General features: G+C 38.7%; 12 protein-coding genes and 1 other annotated feature. Of the genes, 2 read left to right on the top strand and 10 right to left on the bottom strand.

Annotated features, from left to right (window positions below):
* Positions 1-167: 167 nt before the first annotated feature.
* Positions 168-659: a hypothetical protein gene (locus tag CPRO_RS04545; RefSeq protein WP_066048340.1), complete on the top strand. Its 492-nt coding sequence runs from the start codon at positions 168-170 to the stop codon at positions 657-659.
* Positions 660-802: 143 nt separating this feature from the next.
* Here CPRO_RS04545 and CPRO_RS04540 read toward each other — a convergent pair whose 3' ends face one another.
* From CPRO_RS04540 to CPRO_RS04510, 7 genes are all read right to left on the bottom strand, one after another.
* A complete protein-coding gene (locus tag CPRO_RS04540) occupies positions 803-991 on the bottom strand; it encodes a transcription initiation factor TFIIIB (protein WP_066048338.1) in 189 nt (62 codons plus the stop codon).
* 173 nt (positions 992-1,164) lie between these two features.
* Entirely contained in the window at positions 1,165-2,013 is an 849-nt protein-coding gene (panC, locus tag CPRO_RS04535; RefSeq protein ID WP_066048336.1) for a pantoate--beta-alanine ligase, read from the bottom strand.
* Positions 2,014-2,031: 18 nt separating this feature from the next.
* Positions 2,032-2,859 carry a 3-methyl-2-oxobutanoate hydroxymethyltransferase gene (gene panB / locus CPRO_RS04530; protein WP_066048333.1) on the bottom strand — a complete coding sequence of 276 codons (828 nt, stop codon included), beginning with the start codon at positions 2,857-2,859 and terminating at the stop codon, positions 2,032-2,034.
* On the bottom strand, positions 2,856-3,758 hold the full coding sequence (locus CPRO_RS04525; RefSeq protein WP_159430656.1) for a Rossmann-like and DUF2520 domain-containing protein: 903 nt from the start codon (positions 3,756-3,758) through the stop codon (positions 2,856-2,858). Before CPRO_RS04525 ends, panB begins: the two co-directional genes overlap by 4 nt.
* 576 nt (positions 3,759-4,334) lie before the next feature.
* Positions 4,335-6,023, bottom strand: a complete 1,689-nt coding sequence (locus tag CPRO_RS04520) for a sensor domain-containing diguanylate cyclase (RefSeq protein ID WP_066048325.1) — start codon at positions 6,021-6,023, stop codon at positions 4,335-4,337.
* A 336-nt stretch (positions 6,024-6,359) separates the two neighbouring features.
* A complete protein-coding gene (locus CPRO_RS04515) occupies positions 6,360-6,602 on the bottom strand; it encodes a hypothetical protein (RefSeq protein ID WP_066048321.1) in 243 nt (80 codons plus the stop codon).
* Between the two features lie 79 nt (positions 6,603-6,681).
* On the bottom strand, positions 6,682-8,778 hold the full coding sequence (locus CPRO_RS04510; RefSeq protein WP_066048318.1) for a glutamine synthetase III family protein: 2,097 nt from the start codon (positions 8,776-8,778) through the stop codon (positions 6,682-6,684).
* Between the two features lie 443 nt (positions 8,779-9,221).
* Positions 9,222-9,463, top strand: a binding site (T-box leader).
* A gap of 49 nt (positions 9,464-9,512) precedes the next feature.
* On the opposite strand from CPRO_RS04510, the gene asnB reads away from it, so the two are divergent.
* Positions 9,513-11,087 (top strand): asparagine synthase B, encoded by a 1,575-nt coding sequence (gene asnB / locus CPRO_RS04505; RefSeq protein ID WP_066048314.1) that lies wholly within the window; start codon positions 9,513-9,515, stop codon positions 11,085-11,087.
* A gap of 260 nt (positions 11,088-11,347) precedes the next feature.
* On the opposite strand, the gene CPRO_RS04500 is transcribed toward asnB, so the two are convergent.
* Genes CPRO_RS04500 through CPRO_RS04490 form a run of 3 tightly spaced genes read right to left on the bottom strand, consistent with a single transcriptional unit; the run spans position 11,348 to position 18,480 of the window.
* On the bottom strand, positions 11,348-12,424 hold the full coding sequence (locus CPRO_RS04500) for an NAD(P)H-dependent oxidoreductase (protein ID WP_066048311.1): 1,077 nt from the start codon (positions 12,422-12,424) through the stop codon (positions 11,348-11,350).
* Positions 12,421-13,614, bottom strand: coding sequence for a Rossmann-fold NAD(P)-binding domain-containing protein (locus CPRO_RS04495; protein WP_066048308.1), 1,194 nt, complete (start codon positions 13,612-13,614; stop codon positions 12,421-12,423). The genes CPRO_RS04500 and CPRO_RS04495 overlap by 4 nt, the downstream gene beginning before the upstream one ends.
* 15 nt (positions 13,615-13,629) lie before the next feature.
* Positions 13,630-18,480: a nicotinate-nicotinamide nucleotide adenylyltransferase gene (locus CPRO_RS04490; RefSeq protein WP_066048305.1), complete on the bottom strand. Its 4,851-nt coding sequence runs from the start codon at positions 18,478-18,480 to the stop codon at positions 13,630-13,632.
* Positions 18,481-18,595: the final 115 nt, after the last annotated feature.

The following is an 18,595-nucleotide window of genomic DNA, read 5'->3' as shown; positions in this document are numbered from 1 at the left end:
TTTCATCTGTTTCTGTGATATAATTTTACAAGGTATAGTACTTTAGTATGAATAATCTCACAAAAAAGAAAGACTAATTCTATACTTTCCATCTAATCTTTACTTTTTTTAGATGAGCTAACAAATCCTGCAATAATGTACATATCTGAAAGAGAAGAGGTGTAACCATGCTAAGTGAATATATTGGTATTATTGGCGCAGTGGCGGGTTCCGTCAGTACACTGTTTGTCGCAGAATGCATTCGCCATATAGGCAGTGTCAAAGTATTTCCTACGGACGTTCGAATTAAATATCATTTGAATAGTAACTTTAATAATTCAATTTATGAAGAAGTAAAACAACCTTTTCGCCTGGGATATGATTTGGAAATTTATAATAGTAGTAACGTGCCACAAATTGTGCACGAATTTAAGCTTGCATTTTATAAAGGAAACAATTTAGTATATGAAGATCGTCCCAAGTGTGACAGACATATATTAAGTATCCCCTCAAAAGGAATTCATTCTATCACGCAGGTCTATGACATGGATGATATTGATAATGTACTTGTGGGCGTAACGAAAATTGTTTTAAAATATAAAACATTAAAAATGCGATATCGTAAATTTGTTCTATATGAAGGCCCAGCTTTATACCCTGATACAGGAAAAAAGGCTTAAAAAACTTATAAATAAGGGTGCTATCCAATTAGGATGGCACCTTCGTTTTTTTATCTATTGGATATTAATAATTGTATCGATATTGTATAGTCTCTTAAAGAAAACTCGCAAAATGCACTTTTTATTCTTAAAAAGAATTCAAATCACTTAAATTTTTCTGGATCTGTAACTCTTAAAGATAAGATATGTCCACACTTAGTGCAAACATCGGCAACGACATTTGAACCTAGTGTAAAAAATTTATTGGTTGGTTTCATAGTGGCATACCCAGAAAATAAGCCCTCACCAATTTCATTACATCCACAAATTGGACATTCTTTATTTTTCTCCATTCAACACGCCCTCCACAGAAAATAGTTTTTTGAATAATATTCCAACGAGAACAAAAAACGCCTAACCAGAAAGCCAAAGAAATGGATTTTCTAGAAAGCGCTTTTTGCTTTTTATTCTTTCAAACCTAACAACCTAAGCCAGTAACACAGAACAACCTGAAAGGGGTATGAGGTTAAGAAATTTCATAAATAATATTGTCTATCAGTCTTGTTTTTCCAATATAAACTGCTATGGGAATCAGAACTGTGTGGGTGATTTCGCCGTAAATGCTATGCAAATCTTCGCTATCCACAACTTCCACATAATCAATTTTAGCCAATGGTTCCTGAATAATGCATGAAAGCATGGCTGCTTTTAAAATAGATGCATTCCGCTCTCCCTTATCCAATATACTTTTTGCGCTTTCTAAGCTTCTGCTTAAAACAAGAGCTGCTTTCCGCTCTTCATGAGATAAGTATACATTTCTTGAACTTTTAGCTAAACCGTCTGCCTCTCTGACAATGGGACAAGGTACAATCTCTATATCAAAATTCAAATCCCGAACCATTCTTTTAATAACAGCAACCTGTTGTGCATCCTTTTGCCCAAAATAGGTTTTATCAGGCTGAATGATATGAAAAAACTTTGATACCACTAAACAAACACCATCAAAATGCCCGGGACGCTTGCTCCCGCAAAGAACATCCGTTAAGCCTGAAATATGCACCGTGGTGCTTTTATCAGGAAAATACAGTGACTCTGCCTGGGGAGTAAACACAACATGGACACCAACCTTTTTGCACACCTCATAGTCCCTCTTTATATCTCTGGGGTATGCCTCAAAATCCTCATTTGGACCAAACTGAGTGGGGTTCACAAAAACACTGGTAACAACCCTATCGTTTTCCAAAACAGCCCGCTCCATTAAGCTCTGGTGTCCGTCATGCAATGCACCCATTGTGGGAACAAAACCCACAGAAAGCCCTTCTGACCTCCATTGCTTTATGATATTTCGTACCTCTTTTATTGATTCTACAAGCATAATTCTGTCTCCTGTTTTTTAATATAGCTTCTTTAGCTGTTCCTCATCTATTTTAAAGGTATGCTTGTCCTCTGGGAAAAGGCCTTTTTCCACCTCTTCAATATACATACCAATTGCTTCCCCCATTATTTTCCCCACTGAAGCATATTGCTTTACAAATTTAGGAATAAAATTATCGAACATACCAAGCATGTCCTGATAAACCAAAATCTGACCATCACATTCTCTTCCTGCACCAATACCAATGGTAGGGATGGAAACCGCTTTTGAAATCAATTCCGCAACCTTAGCAGGAATCCCCTCCAAAACAATACTAAACGCTCCGACTTCTTCCAAAGCAACTGCATCGGCAATCAGCTGCTTTGCTGTTTCTTCACTTTTTCCTTGCACCTTAAAACCACCAAAGGCGTTCACTGACTGAGGGGTCAGTCCCAAATGTCCCATAACAGGAATTTGTGCTGCAACAATTGCCCTTACCTGTGGTAAAACATTAGCGCCACCTTCCAGCTTAACTGCATGAGCACCACCCTCCTTCACCATGCGTCCTGCATGATAAATGGCGTCCTCAATACTGGTATGATAGGATAGAAATGGCATATCGCTGACAATCAATGCATTTTTGGCACCTTTTTTCACTGCTTTGGTATGATAAATGATCTCATCCACCGTTACCGCCAAAGTATCTTCATCCCCTTTAATTACCATTCCAAGGGAATCTCCAATCAAAATTCCATTGATCCCACTTTCATCAATGATTTTTGCCATGGAATAATCGTAAGCTGTAAGCATTGTCAATTTTTTACCTTGAATCTTTGCTTCCTTAAAAGTCAAAACCGTATTTTTCATTCTTCCAGTCCTTTCAAACAATGTTCTACCTTATCGTAACTATTCAACTTTTCCCTATCTCCCTTTATTCTGGCCAATTTTAGTAAATGAAGAGAAAGCTCTTTATAAATTTCCTGATCCTCCTCCCTAACTACGTCAAGATGACGTTCTACCGTTTTCCAGTCTCCTCTTGGAACCGGGCCGGTAAGGGAGGACAGAAAGCCCTTCTCTTCAATATTTCTTATATTACCCTTAATCAAAGGCATAGCTGCATAAATCGATTCTTCTTCCGTTAAACCGATTTCTTGAAAATAGGACACGCCTATCTCCAAAAGTGCAAGGGTGAGATTGGACACAAAGACATTTGCAAGATGATACATCGCCGAGGTTTTTAGATTTCGCACAAAATAGGCATTCCCTATTCTCTTTAAGATTTGCAAGACTACATCTTCATTCTCTGACGAAAACTGCCCTTCCACGGAAAAATTAACACTTTGCAGTTCCTCGATGTCCACAGCTTTATGGGAAAATGCATAAATAGGATGGATTGAATAAACGGTTGCTCCTGCTTCTTTGGAAAGCCGTAAAACCGTTGATGGAAGTGAGCCACTGGCGTGGCAAATTGATTTGCCTTTTACGTTCAACCTAGAAATTTCATAATCTATCGCTGGAATCGTATCATCGGGAGTTGTTATCCATAAAACATCGTTTTCTTGAACAATTTCACTTAAATTTTTATATACTTTCGTATGCGTTATCCGGCAAGCTTCATGGGTGTTTTCCATAGTTCTACCCAAAAAACCACTTACCGTTAATCCATGATGCAAAAAGTAACGTGCAAGGTTTACACCTGCCTTGCCAGGTCCTATAAAACCAATTTTGATATCATACCACCTCCATAGGTATAGTACAACATCCAAGTCAATCTCATTCCCGATAGATATGAGTTGAACACCAGGTAATTCAATTTTTGCATCCTCTTTTTTAGAAAGCTTACCTTTCATGATTTGATAAGGCAGTTTTCATTATAGTCTGCAAAACATTTCACTTTGGTGCAGTTTTTTCAATACCACCCGCAGACAGAATACCACCAAAACCCTCATAACTCAACCTTTTTTTCCTTGTTACTGGAAATTAGTAACTATTTCATAGAGAACCACCCTTAAATTTGTGCTTCAACGCTTAAATACAGCTGTGCCTCCCCTTGGGTTCCCCTGCTATTTTACTTAAAGGTAGTGGCTTTTATCTTTTTAATTTGGTTATTATAAATAGAAATCCTAGCATAATCATCTGTTGCAAATGCATAAATTATTCATAAATGTTGATTTTTTTTGCTAAAAAAACGCCCATAGATTATGTCTATAGGCATTTCAATCATTATTTTTTATGCAATCTATTCGTTCTTCATTCAATTATAATTTTTGACTATTGCTTTGCAAAGCAAATTATGGCATTGTAAAAGCAGATAAAGAGTTTATTACAAATAGATTCATTTTTTAATCACTTACAACTTCTTTACTCTCTGTGCTCATTTTATTCGCTCTTTTTCGCTCCTTGTCCTGATACATTCGTGCGTCTGCTAACTGAAAGGCCTCATAAATGCTTTTTCCTCTAGTATCCGACTGAAATGCCAATCCCCAAGATGCACTTAAAAAGCTATGTTTATTAATATTTCTATCGATAATTTCATTTCTGAGTTGATATAAATAGCTTTTTAGCTCTTCCCGCTCTCCCTTTAAGATAATTGCAAATTCGTCACCACCAATGCGAAAGCATCTCCCGGAATCATGAAAAACTGTTTCTATGCATTCGGACATATTGCGAATTAATTGGTCTCCCATCCAATGTCCATAAGAATCATTGATAAACTTTAACCCGTCTACATCCAAAATACAAATTGCATTTCTCATTGAATCTTCATGTGGCTCTTTCGAAATTTCCTCTAAATACATATCAAAGGCATATCGATTTTCAAGCTGTGTTAGTGCATCTGTAAAAGCAGCTTTTTTATATGCCGCCGCTTCCATCCCAATTTTAATTAACTCCAAATTTTTGTCAACCTCACCCTTAGCCACAATAATCAAAGCAATTAGAGTTCCACAACGAAGCAATAGGGCACTGTCAAATTGATCAGAAATATAAAAATAAATTATATTTAACAATGCAAAAAAAAGAAAAACCACAAAACCAAGAAACAATAATCGATTTTTTCCCACTGAACCGGTTCTGATATGTTCTGCCATAGTATGCAAATATAAAATCATCGTTAAAACAATAATGATATGAGACAAAGGCATCCATTCATAAAAATCCACAAGCCCCAAGGCTTGTGCAATAATCATTAAGAAAAAATTAACAATGGATACCATGGCTAATTGATCGTATGTATGTTGATTTTTTGGTTTTAATGCATTGCTGATAAATAAATTCCCCGGTATAGGCATTAAAGCAATTGAAAGAAAAACCATTTGATATGTCAATAAAATCTTTCCCAAGAAAAATTGAATGAATCTGGATTCGGCAAAAAACCAAACCCCCAGTAGAAATGCAAACAGACCGAGATATAAAAAGTTTGTGGTGTGTCGTATTTTGAATAAATAAACTCCATAAAGAATTAACATCACGGCAAATATAATGACTAAAATACTCATAAAAACCGCCGGAAAGTAGTCAAACCCAATTTGAAATAAAATTGCGCTTTTACTGCCCAGCATCATTTCCCCGATTTTTTCTTGATAATTGTCATAAAACGAATGGATTGAAATTTTGATGACCTGTCCTGCACGAATTTTCGGTAATGTAATGATATTCCATGCACTGCCTGGTGATTTCGGAAAGGTCAGAATCTCTATAGGTTTTTCAAAAGAATAAATTGCTTTATCATCGATTGTTACAAGTACCTCTTGATGGGAAGAGCGAAAAGCCAAACAAGTACCAGCTGCAACAGGTTCTTGGAAGGTTCTATATAGCTGAAATGGTTTTCCTGCGTCGCCAGGTATCTTGCTGGGAAGGATGATTTCTCTAACCTGATCATCTTGCGTTTGATATTGCCAACCTTTGGATAAATAAGTAATGTTCTCCTGATTAAAGCTTAAATCCCTTAAGTCAAATTGAATTGAAATCCCGCAAATAAATACACATAAAACTATTGCTACAGAAAATAGCAAGAGAATTACTTTTTTCATATATCACCGCCCAACCAATCTGATTATGATTATTCTGAACCACAAAGACAAATATCACTAATTTTACCACATTTTCTTATTTTATTAAATATAAATTGCTTTATTCTTACAATTTATTCAAAAATTTTGTAATCAATCTAACTTATATCTTTGTATCTTTAATGAACTTATAATACAATGTTCCATTCTTAGTATTTGTATTGTCTTTACATATCCCTTATCCCCCTCACTTCTCGAACACAACGAAAATTGAGAAATAGTAAATTAAAAATACTCAATAAACAATGTACTTTACATAAAAATGCCACAGAATTTTAGATTCTGTGGCACTACTCTTTAACTATGCAAAATATTTATTCCCTCTTTGGTAATTCCAGTAACAATATAATCGGCGCCGCAACACATATCGATTTCTATTACCTCAATATAACCCTGATTTTCCAAAAAAGGAATGACTTCCAATACCTCCTGCATGGTCAAGGAAGAACTGTACTTCATAATATCCGGAACATCCATCTCTCTGCCGTTTATACATTGGGATTGAATTATTTGCATAATTTCCTTTTGTTTTTCATTCATACATTGACCCTCCCATTATATTCAGTATACCATAAAAGGAGAAAAAACCATATGTATCTTTTTACTGTACAATATTCTATTACAAAACGCTGAATAGCAATTCACCATAAGTAGGAAAAGGCCAATATTTCTCACTAACCTGTTCCTCCATGGCATCTGCAACAGCACGTAATGCAACCATTGCAGGAATCACATGGTCTTTGTAATGCTCTGCCACAATCTGTTCATCCTCAAAATTCTTAGCCTTTGCCAAAGATTCCTCCAACGCTTTCTGCTTATCAACAAAATCAGCACACATATCAGAAAGGGTAATCAGCAAGCCTTCCTCACTCTTACAGTTAATTGCGGCTGAAATTTGTCTTTTTAACGCGATTGTTTCTGCCAGTTCTTTGGCATAAGCACTAACTGCAGGCAAAATGTTCTTTTTCGCAAGTTCCAGCATGGTCAAAGCTTCGATATGAATGACCTTTATATAGTTTTCAACCAAAATTTCATAACGGGAATGAATTTCTTCTTTTGTTAAAACTCTATGTTTAGTGAAAGTAGCAATGTTCTTTTCTTCCAAGTAATAAGGCATAACATCCACTGTTGTTTTCAGGTTCAGCAAGCCTCTTTTTTCTGCTTCTACAACCCATTCATCTGCATAGTTATTGCCATTGAAAATAATGCGCTTATGCTCAATTACAGTCTTTCGGATTAATTCATTTGCTGCTGTGGTGAAATCTTCCGCTGTTTCCAGCTCATCCGCAAGCAGGGATAATTCCTCAGCAACAATGGTATTTAAAATAAAGTTAGGGCAAGCAATGGAAACAGCACTTCCTAACATACGGAATTCAAATTTATTACCTGTAAAAGCAAAGGGTGATGTTCTGTTTCTATCAGTTGTATCCTTGAAAAATCTAGGCAGGACATGAACGCCAACCTTCATCATTTCTCTATCTTTGCCTGCATATTCCACTCCACTTTCGATACTGTCTAATACTGCCTGCAAATCTTCTCCAACAAACATGGAAACAATGGCAGGAGGGGCTTCATTTGCACCCAAACGATGGTCATTGCCGGCTGAAGCTACCGAGAGTCGCAACATATCTTGATATTCATCAACTGCTTTAATCAAAGCAACCAAGAACAATAAGAATCTTGTATTTTCCGCAGGAGAATCACCAGGCTCCAGCAGATTTGCACCTTTATCTGTGGAAATTGACCAGTTGTTATGTTTACCACTGCCATTTACACCTTCAAAGGGTTTTTCATGCAAAAGACAAACCAAGCCATGCTTATCTGCAACTTTTTTCATTAACTCCATGGTAACTTGATTATGGTCACAAGCAATATTTACCGTAGTAAAAACAGGTGCCAATTCGTGCTGTGCAGGAGCAACTTCGTTATGCTCTGTTTTTGACAAAATCCCCAGCTTCCAAAGCTCTTCATTCAAATCATACATAAATGCCTTTACTCTAGGCTTAATTGCACCAAAATAATGGTCATCCAATTCCTGTCCCTTAGGGGGCTTGGCACCATAAAGGGTTCTACCACAGTAAACTAAATCTTTACGTTTCAAGTAAACGTCCTTATCAATCAAGAAATATTCCTGCTCGGAACCAACCGTTGTATTCACACGACTTGTCTCCGTATCACCCAGCAATCTTATAATACGCATTGCCTGCTTATTAAACGCTTCCATGGAGCGCAGCAAAGGCGTCTTTTTGTCCAAAGCCTGCCCACCGTAAGAATAAAACGCCGTGGGAATGCATAATGTGTCATCTTTAATAAATGCAAAAGAGGTGGGGTCCCAAGCAGTGTATCCTCTTGCTTCAAAGGTTGCACGCAAACCACCATTGGGGAAACTGGATGCATCAGGCTCACCTTGAATCAATTCTTTTCCTGAAAACTCCATAATTACCTGCCCGTCTCCGGCAGGCGCTATAAAGCTATCATGTTTTTCTGCGGTAATCCCTGTCATTGGCTGGAACCAGTGTGTAAAGTGGGTTGCACCCTTTTCAACGGCCCAATCCTTCATAGCATTTGCAACAATATCTGCTACTTCCTTATCCAACCGTTTACCTTCCTGCATCACCTTACACATTGTTTTATATGTGCTTTTTGGCAATCTTTCCTTCATCACATGTTCATGAAAAACCATTGATCCAAATAATTCGGGAACTTTATTTTCCATATTTTCCAGCCTCCTTTATCCTCTTTGTTAAGACACAATTTCTTATCTAGAAGGGGCTGCAGATAAACGCTTACCCATAAGAAAGATTGCTAAAAACTTCTTATGGAAATGCGTCTATCGGCAGCCCCGTCGCTGTATACCACGTCATTATAGGGTTTGCTTTGTAGACTGTCAACAAAAATATTAAACTGCAAAAAAGAAAAAATGTAACGATATTAACAGGATTGAATAAGGATTCCTTTCATTTTCTAAAATTCCCTGTGCATATTTCAGCCACTAGGGATGTACATTTGTCTTTATTACCTCAATATCTGATGTATAAAATGGGATACCTTACAAATTATTTTGTGAAATACAACTTTCCATGCAAAATATCCTTGTCCATTTCCAAAAAATTAGCTATTGACAGTGAAATCTTTGCAGTGTAAAATACACACAAATCGAAAACGGCGTTGAGGAAGACAAGTAATATAAAAAAACCGCCCCAGTGAGCAAAGGATAGTGGAAACTTTGCGTAGGCTTTTATATGAATAACACTTCTTAGCTTCGATCTGAACCTCTTTTTAGAGCAGTAGGTGAGACGGTTTGTCCCCCGTTATGGGACACGGGTTTCATTGAACCCAGAAAGAGACTGTTTTTACAGTAATTTAGGTGGCACCGCGGATGGCAGCTATTCGTCCTAATTTTAATTATTAGGATAGTTAGCTGCATACTACATTCGGAGGTGTTTTTTTATGTGTTCAATTATGGGTTTAGAAAAAATGCAGGATTTACAGAAAGTAATGGAGTGCTTTGAACGTACCGTTTCCAGAGGGCCGGATATGTCCCGCACATTACAGGTTGGTCAAGGAATGCTTTGCTTTCACCGCCTTGCCATCATGGGTTTATCAGAAAGCGGCATGCAACCCTTTACTTATGAAGGGGATGCTGTGGTTTGCAATGGAGAATTATATGGGTTTCGCACAATAAAAGAAAGATTGGCTGAAACATATACCTTTGTCAGCGAATCCGACTGTGAAATCATTCTGCCAATGTATCGAGAGTATGGCTTGGATATGTTTCAAATGCTGGATGCAGAATTCGCATTGATTATTTATGATGGCAAAAAAGATTCTTTGATTGCTGCAAGAGACCCCATTGGCATTCGTCCATTGTTCTATGGTTATTGCCAAGATGGTTCCATTGTATTTGCCAGCGAGGCAAAAAATTTAGTGGATCTTTGTGCAGAAATTATGCCATTTCCTCCTGGGCACTACTATGCAGATGGTAAATTCGTTTGCTATTGCGACTTAACAACAGTTGAAGCATATTCCACTGACAGCTTAGAGGAAACCTGCACTAAAATTCGAGAATTGTTGGTAAAAGGTATTGAAAAAAGATTGGACGCCGATGCGCCCTTGGGCTTTTTGTTAAGCGGCGGCTTAGACAGCAGCTTGGTTTGCTCCGTTGCAACAAAGGTTTTAAACAAACCCATTCGCACATTCGCCATTGGTATGGCTAAGGATGCCATCGACCTGCGCTACGCAAAAGAAGTTGCAGATTATCTTCACACGGAACATACGGAAATCATCATGACAAGAGAAGATGTTTTGGAAGCCTTGGATTATGTGATTTATACCCTTGGCACCTATGATATTACCACCATCCGTGCAAGTATGGGGATGTATCTGATTTGTAAAGCAATCCACGAAAAAACAGACGTCAGAGTTTTATTGACAGGGGAAATTTCCGATGAAATTTTCGGCTATAAATATACAGATTTTGCTCCTTCACCTGAGGCTTTTCAAGCTGAGGCGAAAAAGCGCTTGGAAGAACTGTATATGTATGACGTTCTGCGGGCAGACCGTTGCATTTCGGCGAATTCCTTGGAAGCAAGAGTACCCTTTGGGGATTTAGATTTTGTACGCTATGTTATGTCTATTCACCCATCAATAAAGCAAAATTCTTATGGCATTGGAAAATACCTTTTGCGCCATGCCTTTGAAGGAGATTGGCTGCCCCAGGCGATTCTTTATCGTGAAAAGGCCGCTTTCAGCGATGCCGTTGGCCACTCCATGGTAGATGATTTAAAAGAATATGCACAAAGCATCTGCTCCGATGAAGAATTTGATGAAAGATGCAAAAAATATGACTTTGCAACACCATTTACAAAAGAAAGCTTGATGTACCGTGAGATTTTTGAAAAATATTATCCCGGTCAGGCTAAAATGGTGAAAGATTTTTGGATGCCCAACAAGGAATGGGAAGGTTGTGACGTAAACGATCCTTCTGCCCGTGTTCTTTCCAACTACGGCGCCAGCGGTAAATAAAATAAAAAGATAGGCACTTCCCCTGTTTTTTGCAGCAAGGAAGTGCCTAACATGCTTTTACAATTCCTTATATAAGGAAGAAACACAATCATTTCCTTGGAAATAAGAAAACTAGCCTTTATACCAAGAATGGGAAAACAAAACATTTCTTTGTTCCATCAAACAGCCTATTTAGATGCAATTTAATGCCATGATAAAGCCCAATTTACTTGCCGGTAAAAAAGAGTAACAACTTGAACGAAACCTTTACACCAATTGGATTATTCGTTTTGTTTTTTCTCCACCAATACATCCATCATCCCTTGGGCGAAGGCCGACGCTCGTTCTGTAATTCCCGCAACTTTTAATATACTTGAAGGGTCGTTTGCCGTTTCCACCATAGAAAAACGTGGTGGTAAACGAAAGGTTTTGTTCATGCTCAAGGCACTAATCAGTTGCTCTGCAACAATATCTCCCCCACTATAGCCGGAAACCACAATGGAAAACAGATACTTTTGGTAAAACTGATTGGTACGAAACAGTGCTGTCAATCGATTAATAAATGCTGTAATATTTGCGCTTAAAGCATCATTATAATTGGGGGCTAGAATCACCATTGCATTGCAAGCAAGAATTGCAGGATAAACCTCTTTCGTAATCACTCCGCCGTAATAGCAACTGGATTTCTCACTAAAATGCATACACATGCGATAAGGACAACCACTGCAATCCTGAATGGTTCCGTTTCTTAGGGATATTTCGGTAATATCACAATATTGCAACTGCTCCTTCACCATATCCCAAAGAAGAGCCGTATTGGAAGTGCTATAGTTACTGGCATGAAGCACTAGGATATTGCCTCTTTTTTTAGGCATTTGCTGATGTGCCATCACCCGTTTTACCATTTCCTTGGCAGAAACATGATAAGCAGTTAGGTTGCCCGCATCTAACCTCATAGCCTGAATATTATAGTTCAACAAATCCTTTGTTCCCTCCACCATGGCCCGCCCAGGGAAGGAACAACCTCCTTTGTTTGCCGTAAACATAAGCCCTCTGGCTACAGATTTTGTGTAAAGCTCACTTTCACCATCTATGATAATGCCCCCTACACTTCCATCAAAAAAGGTTGGGTCAATACGCATTTTTTTCAGAAAACGAAAGTATTCCAAGTTAATCCCAGAGATACCAAGAGGAATTGCAAAAATAATGCGCTGATTTTGTAATGGATGAAGGGCATCCACCGTCTCAATCTTTTCCACCTCATAAGGCTCCAAAACTTCCTCCAACAGTGCAGAAAGACGCTTTGTACGAATTACATCCTCACATCGGGGATAAACCAGTGTTAGCTTTTCTTTCATTTAATCCCCTCCAGTCCATGGAAGGCCTTTTCCAAACGGACAAAAAGCTGCTTAGGTAAGGGCAGGCTTTCCAATTCCAATCCCCAAGGAGTGGTGCGATTTCTACATCCCATATACACTCCCCCTAAAAAATTGGAGCTATAATGCCACTCTCCACGTAGTGTTAAAATGAGAGAAATCGCCGCAGAGGAAATGGCAGGGGCTACATAAGGTTTAAATCCCAATTCTCTGGTACGCAAATTTGCATCAATGGCAAGTTGGGTTAATTCCTTGGAAAGGGTATCGTCATAAGCGTGGATACTATTTGCAATGACCAAATCCTGCCCATGGGGACCATAGGCTCTCCCCTCTTTTAAAAAGGAAGAAAAGCGTTCTTCTTTTTTTGCATAGTATGCGGCACGGGCATTCATTACTCCTAAGCCATATCCCTGAATTTGCTCAGGGCGCAAGCCTTTTCCGTCAAAACTCCCGTTTTCATCGGTATTACTCGCCATAAATGCGGCCTTGCATAAAGGGTCAACAGGGTCAGATACCACTGCAAACAAACCCTCGAATTGACTCATTCTAGCCTTTTTTGCAAAAAGGGATACAATCCCTTTGTTTGCTTCAAATTGTACCATGCGTACATCCTTTACCTCAGACCCTACAGGAGGGATCCCTTTAGAGGCACAGAAAACGAACATATCGCAATCAAAAAGCTCTTCCTCTTTTAAAATAACTACCTCTGGCAATTTATCATATTCCCAAGGAAAAGCCGCCTGATTCAACTCGCTTTCCCATCTTTTGCACACGTTTTCATTTACATCAAAAATCCCCAATGTATGAATACAGTCACCGCCTAACAGCTTCAATGCTGTCAAAACTGTACTCCCCACATCCCCAAGGGCTAAAAGATGCACTCTTTTTTTCTCTTGTTGGGGTTTTTCCAACCGTTTCTTCCATTGTTCCAACGTTCCCCAATTTAAATTCACAATGGTAGCGTTGCCCTGTTCTATATCCGTCCTATATATTTCCTTCATTTCCTGTGAAATACCTTGACTTTTTTCCTGCAAGGCATTGCTGTCAAGGCAAAATAAACCCTCAACTTCCCCTAGCTGACCAAAGTGTGTCAATCTGGAAAAACCCTTGCTTCTCTCTCGGGGAAATGATACCGGTATCATAACACCCTGTTGAAATTCACATCTCTTCATTTTGTAGCCCCCTTTTTACTTCACCAAATGCTTTAGGCGAACCAACCGCTCAATATCGTTTTCTAAATAGACAGATGCGGGCAGATGATAATCGTATCGGATACTGCTGCCATTGTCAGGGCATCTTGGCGAAATAACAACTTCACTTAATCTATCCAGGGTTAGACTTCGCTCAAATGCTCTTTGATATTCCATCTCCAGCGTTCGAAGTATATCTCTGGAGTTTTGCAAGCAGGTCATGGATAAATCATAAATGGCCTCCTTAGACGCATCCTGTATAAAACCGGGCATTACATAAGGTAAAATTAAGTTCACCGAATCAATCATATTACTGCTTCTACCTCTTAGTTGTTCTACGCCGTCTCCTCCAATAAAAGGATACATTGTGGTTTCCACAAACCACGCTTTTAAGCAAGGAACAAAATAAGCGCTTTCTACCTGTCTTCCTTGGATTTCCATTAAATCTCGCCCTCGCCCGGAAAGAACGCCAACAACCATGCGGTCAATATCCACTGCTTCCTCTTGAAATAAAGGGTTCAGCTCACGAATGCGATAGCCCTTATGCAAAAGATCGTCCACCAAAATCACTGGGCGTCGGAAGGACTTAATCATGCGAACCTGACAATCCAAAGGTAAATACTGGGGGAATTCTTTAATTTTAAAAGATTTTATTTCTCGGTCAAATTCTTTTTCCGTATGCAAAACCTTTGTAACTGTGTTGGGTATCACTATGCCCTTTAAAATTTTACCAAAAGGTACGCACATATTAGGGCCAAGACCCCGAATTGCTGTGGGTTCTTTGGGAACACCATTTGCCTTTGTAATCAGCTCAATCAGCCGATTGTGCATCATCCCTGCATCAAAGGAAATAACCAATTCCCCTGGGTTCAGCTTTGTCAACGCTCGCTGAAATCGGTGATGGGTTTCTTGAATTGTTTTTAAAACCCGTTCATTGCTGTTAAAGGGTTCTTTGATAGCCGTTTGTAGATTATGATATAGGGTAATGGGACTTTTCATATCCACAACATAAATATCTCTGGTAGTATTATTAATCAGCTTTAAAAAGCCCTGACGTTCCAAAACATCTTGAATGGTTTCACTGACAAATCCGGATCTAAGGCTAAAAACACCATAGGTATAATCCTCTTTTAAAGCTTTTGCTATGGATTCCGTAAATAAAATTTGCTCCAAATCGTCAATTTTTGAATTTTCTCTAATAAAGCAGGCTTCGAACATAATAATTTTTCCTGAAGTATTCTCACGAATATAGCTTGCAGTATCTATATTTTCAAATTCGCTGTAAAGCTCCGTCGTTGCGATATGGCGGTAAACCATAATACCATCCGGCTTTCCTCTGCCAAACTTATCAAAAACTACAGTCATACCACTCCCCTCCCTATGGAGGGCATCCAATAAGTTATTTACCATTTCCGAGGGAATGGTACTACCAAAAATAACCCCTTCTGCCTCTTCCACATCGGAAAAATGGGAAACCTCCACCGCCTTTGTCTCCAAAAGCTGTTTATATTGAGGTTCTCTAAGATAAAGGCTGTTTTCATAAATATAATTTTGGGCTACGGTATCAATGAGATTAGTAATATCCCGATTATGGTCTATATTCTCACGAATTCTTGTGGAGCTGACATCCTCAAAATGAGTGGGAAGCTTTAACTCCAAAACCTCATTTTGAATAGACTCATAGGTATTTTTCTTCTGTTGCACAGTGTCATCACCCGTCTCCCGTAAGAAAAGAATATGCGGAAAGGTCTGTATGGAGTCCTCCACAGGCTCAATTTTATAAGAAGATGCATTTTGCACAACATCACTGCCTGCCACCATATAAACCTCTTTACCGGGGAACAGCTCTCTTAATCGCTTTAAATCTTCAGGATTTGCAATATTTACAGGCACATTTTCAGGGAATAGATAAATATTTTCCTCGTTCGCCACAGACATATGAATAATCCGCCGTCTAACCATATGGGGCTGGGTCTTTTTCGACCAAGAAAATTCATCAATTGCCAAATAAACAATAAAGCCCAAATCCCGAATCTCTTTTGCAATTTCCTTATGTCCCAAGGAAAAGGGGTCAAAGCTGCCAGGAAAGAAAGCTACCTTATTGGGCTCTTGGAAGGAAAAGCTACCTTTCGTAAACAAATAATCACTGATAAAACGGTAGATTGCATTCCAGCTGGCAGTGTCATTAAAAAAACCAAGCTCAGAATCCTCTGCTTTGTCCGTCATAGTAACCAGCTTTTTGCTGATGAACGCAAAAATATTTTTCTTTTCCCGAAGGGTTAAGCCATTGCTTCCAAACAATTCATGGCCTACAACCCAAAAGGCTTCTCTGTTTACATTGGTCTGATAGGTGGCAAAGCCTCTTAAAATCATACCCATGATTTTCTTTTTTCGTTCTTCGTAAATAGCTATATATTCAGGAAATCTGGCGCTGTATTTTTCATAATGACGCACCATAACCCCTAGGGTATCTAAAGCAACACTGGCAATTCGTTCATTGGTGCTGCATTGCAGGCGGCAAATTTCCAATAAGAATTCATTTAACTCCTTGGGGTGCAAATACATAGCATATTCCCCTAGGTATTGAGGGATATATTTGGAAAATTCAAATTCACCAATTTCAAGACCTTTGATTAGCTCAATGGCAACCTCATTTCGCTGATCCCAAGAAAGAAGGGGCGCAAGCTTTACCAATGTCTCCCCAGCAAAATGGCGCACCGTTACCTGCTCGCTTATCTTTAATAAGTTGGAAAGATGGGTGGCAACATGAAGTTTGGGCATTGATAAACCCTGATGAATGCGTTCATATAAAAGCTCAATATTAATAATTTTAATTTTCCAAGGTGTGGCGGATTTTAAGTTCTCCAAAAAGATATCCGAAACCACTCTGTCATCCTCAAATATACGACGGAAGGATACACCACGAATGACGTCCTTAATTCCGTATACTTCCCCTATCATATAAAGCAAAAACTCCAAGCTCACATTACCCTTAATGGTCACTCTTTCCACAATTCTGATGACACTTTCCACCAACTTATGATTTTTTAAATAATCTGCCGCCATATCCTTTAAATTCAGAAGAATTGCGGCACGAATTTCTAAGGACTCTTGGTCTGCATAATTCTCCATAAATGAGAGCAGTATATCCTGTTCCTCTTCGTTTAATAAGCATTGAGGAATAGAGGGGAGTGTGTCAATCAGAATAAATGCAGTATCCTCACCCCAGTCTTTGCTTTTAAAATATTCCAAGAAGGATGCAATATATTTGCCTCTTACCTCCCCCTTGCAATTTTCCAACAGAGATGTTACTACACGCTTTAGGCCATATCCCAGCCATCGGCGATGTCTGTCTATCATTTTATGATCGGGATTAATAATCATATAGAGGTATTTTTCCCACATATCAAAGCTGGTAACCTCGTCCAAAACAATGTTTACATCGGGAGGCAGTTCCTTAGCATAGGCAATGTCATAATGGGCAATCATATTTCCCAATAAATCTCCTGCCTGACGACGGATGTCTCCCTCTCGATGCACCATCAATTCATAAAGAAAGCTGATGGACATCTGTTTCTGCTTTTGGTTCATATAGGTAAAATACTCTGAAAAAATATTAAGGTAAGCTCTGGAATTTTTCCAATCTCTGGCACTCCTTGCTGTTTCCAAAATTGCACCAAAGGATGCCTCACGGCTTAATCTATGCATCAAACGGATATTGTGATCCACTGCAATATTTTTAAACACATCAACTGTCTCATTGGTATCTAATAAGGCCAATTCCTTGTGGAAAACTTCACTTAATGTATCCTTAGTTAAATCCGTATTAACCCCAATGGAGTGCATATACTGCTCAAAGTCTTCCAAACGGGAATACACATGACGATAGCGATTTTCCTTTGCCTTATCCACATTATCCAGCTTATCTAAAATTACACGGAAGGAATCCTCCAAGGAGTACATTCCCATGATTTCCTTTCCATCCTCAAAACCCTTGCTTTTTACTCGAAAATCAGCATAAATCAATATCAAGGATTCCACAGGAAGATTTTCCAATTCTAAATCCCAAGTTGAATGATTGGCAGCGATATGCCCAATATCGGAAAGGTCATTATTATTAAACCAAATATCTGTATAGTAATAGTGCAAATACGGAATTCGTTTCACTTCATTATCCTTACATCCGTATTTTCCAAGGTCATGCCCTGCTGCCGCCCCCGATATCAGCCCTAAATCCACAGGGACATCTGCCTTCGCCAACTGCCGCCCGATATGCATGGCAATATAATGTACTCCTGCAACATGGGCAAGAGCATCGAAAGGAGTCACCTCTCGGCCAATGCGCATAATCTCATAAATATACTGCTTATCAAAGCAATCAAGGAATCTAGCATACTGCACCTCATAAGGACTATTTTCCATTTCTTTCTCCGTGGCAAAAGCAAAATCTTTATGCAGACCAAAAGGTACATTTTCTCTCTCATAATTCAGAAAAAAGCGCAATACCTCTAAATAGAACATCACGCTCTGTCGTTCATTGGTGTTTAGAATGATATCGTTGCGATGTGGGTAAATGCCTTTAATTAAATAACGAAATATATACGTCAGCCAGCCATCTTCCGGCACCTGTTTCGCCAAAGAAGATAGAATTTTCTCGCAGTAAAAAAGAACCCTCTGGCAGGATATTTCTTTGCTGTCAATGATATCATCCACTGCCTCCAGCCAATACTCTTTTTCTAGAAATGCTATGACTGTTTTCTTTTTTAAATTAATCCTTCTCAAAAAATCTTTATTCGTAAGGACAGCAAAAAGCCCCCGATAAATGGCAATCCCTCGTTTTTTCTTCATGCATAGCCTCCCTTTTCCCTCTTTTTTCAATTTTAACACCACCTTTTCCCTGTTTCAATAGGGTTTGATGCTTTGTTGGAGTTTACATACACATTTTACATAATTTTCTCCATAA

This window comes from Anaerotignum propionicum DSM 1682, from assembly GCF_001561955.1.
GTDB classification, from domain to species: Bacteria; Bacillota; Clostridia; order Lachnospirales; family Anaerotignaceae; genus Chakrabartyella; species Chakrabartyella propionicum.
The sequence above is the reverse complement of the archived record's forward strand: the minus strand, read 5'-3'. Positions and strand labels throughout refer to the sequence as shown.

Coding starts and splice junctions, on each gene's coding strand:
- CPRO_RS04500 (WP_066048311.1), bottom strand. CDS start 12,424: ATGAAAGAAAAGCTAACACTGGTTTATCCCCGATGTGAGGATGTAATT.
- CPRO_RS04490 (WP_066048305.1), bottom strand. CDS start 18,480: ATGAAGAAAAAACGAGGGATTGCCATTTATCGGGGGCTTTTTGCTGTC.
- panC (WP_066048336.1), bottom strand. CDS start 2,013: ATGCTTGTAGAATCAATAAAAGAGGTACGAAATATCATAAAGCAATGG.
- asnB (WP_066048314.1), top strand. CDS start 9,513: ATGTGTTCAATTATGGGTTTAGAAAAAATGCAGGATTTACAGAAAGTA.
- panB (WP_066048333.1), bottom strand. CDS start 2,859: ATGAAAAATACGGTTTTGACTTTTAAGGAAGCAAAGATTCAAGGTAAA.
- CPRO_RS04545 (WP_066048340.1), top strand. CDS start 168: ATGCTAAGTGAATATATTGGTATTATTGGCGCAGTGGCGGGTTCCGTC.
- CPRO_RS04540 (WP_066048338.1), bottom strand. CDS start 991: ATGGAGAAAAATAAAGAATGTCCAATTTGTGGATGTAATGAAATTGGT.
- CPRO_RS04515 (WP_066048321.1), bottom strand. CDS start 6,602: ATGAATGAAAAACAAAAGGAAATTATGCAAATAATTCAATCCCAATGT.
- CPRO_RS04510 (WP_066048318.1), bottom strand. CDS start 8,778: ATGGAAAATAAAGTTCCCGAATTATTTGGATCAATGGTTTTTCATGAA.
- CPRO_RS04520 (WP_066048325.1), bottom strand. CDS start 6,023: ATGAAAAAAGTAATTCTCTTGCTATTTTCTGTAGCAATAGTTTTATGT.
- CPRO_RS04495 (WP_066048308.1), bottom strand. CDS start 13,614: ATGAAGAGATGTGAATTTCAACAGGGTGTTATGATACCGGTATCATTT.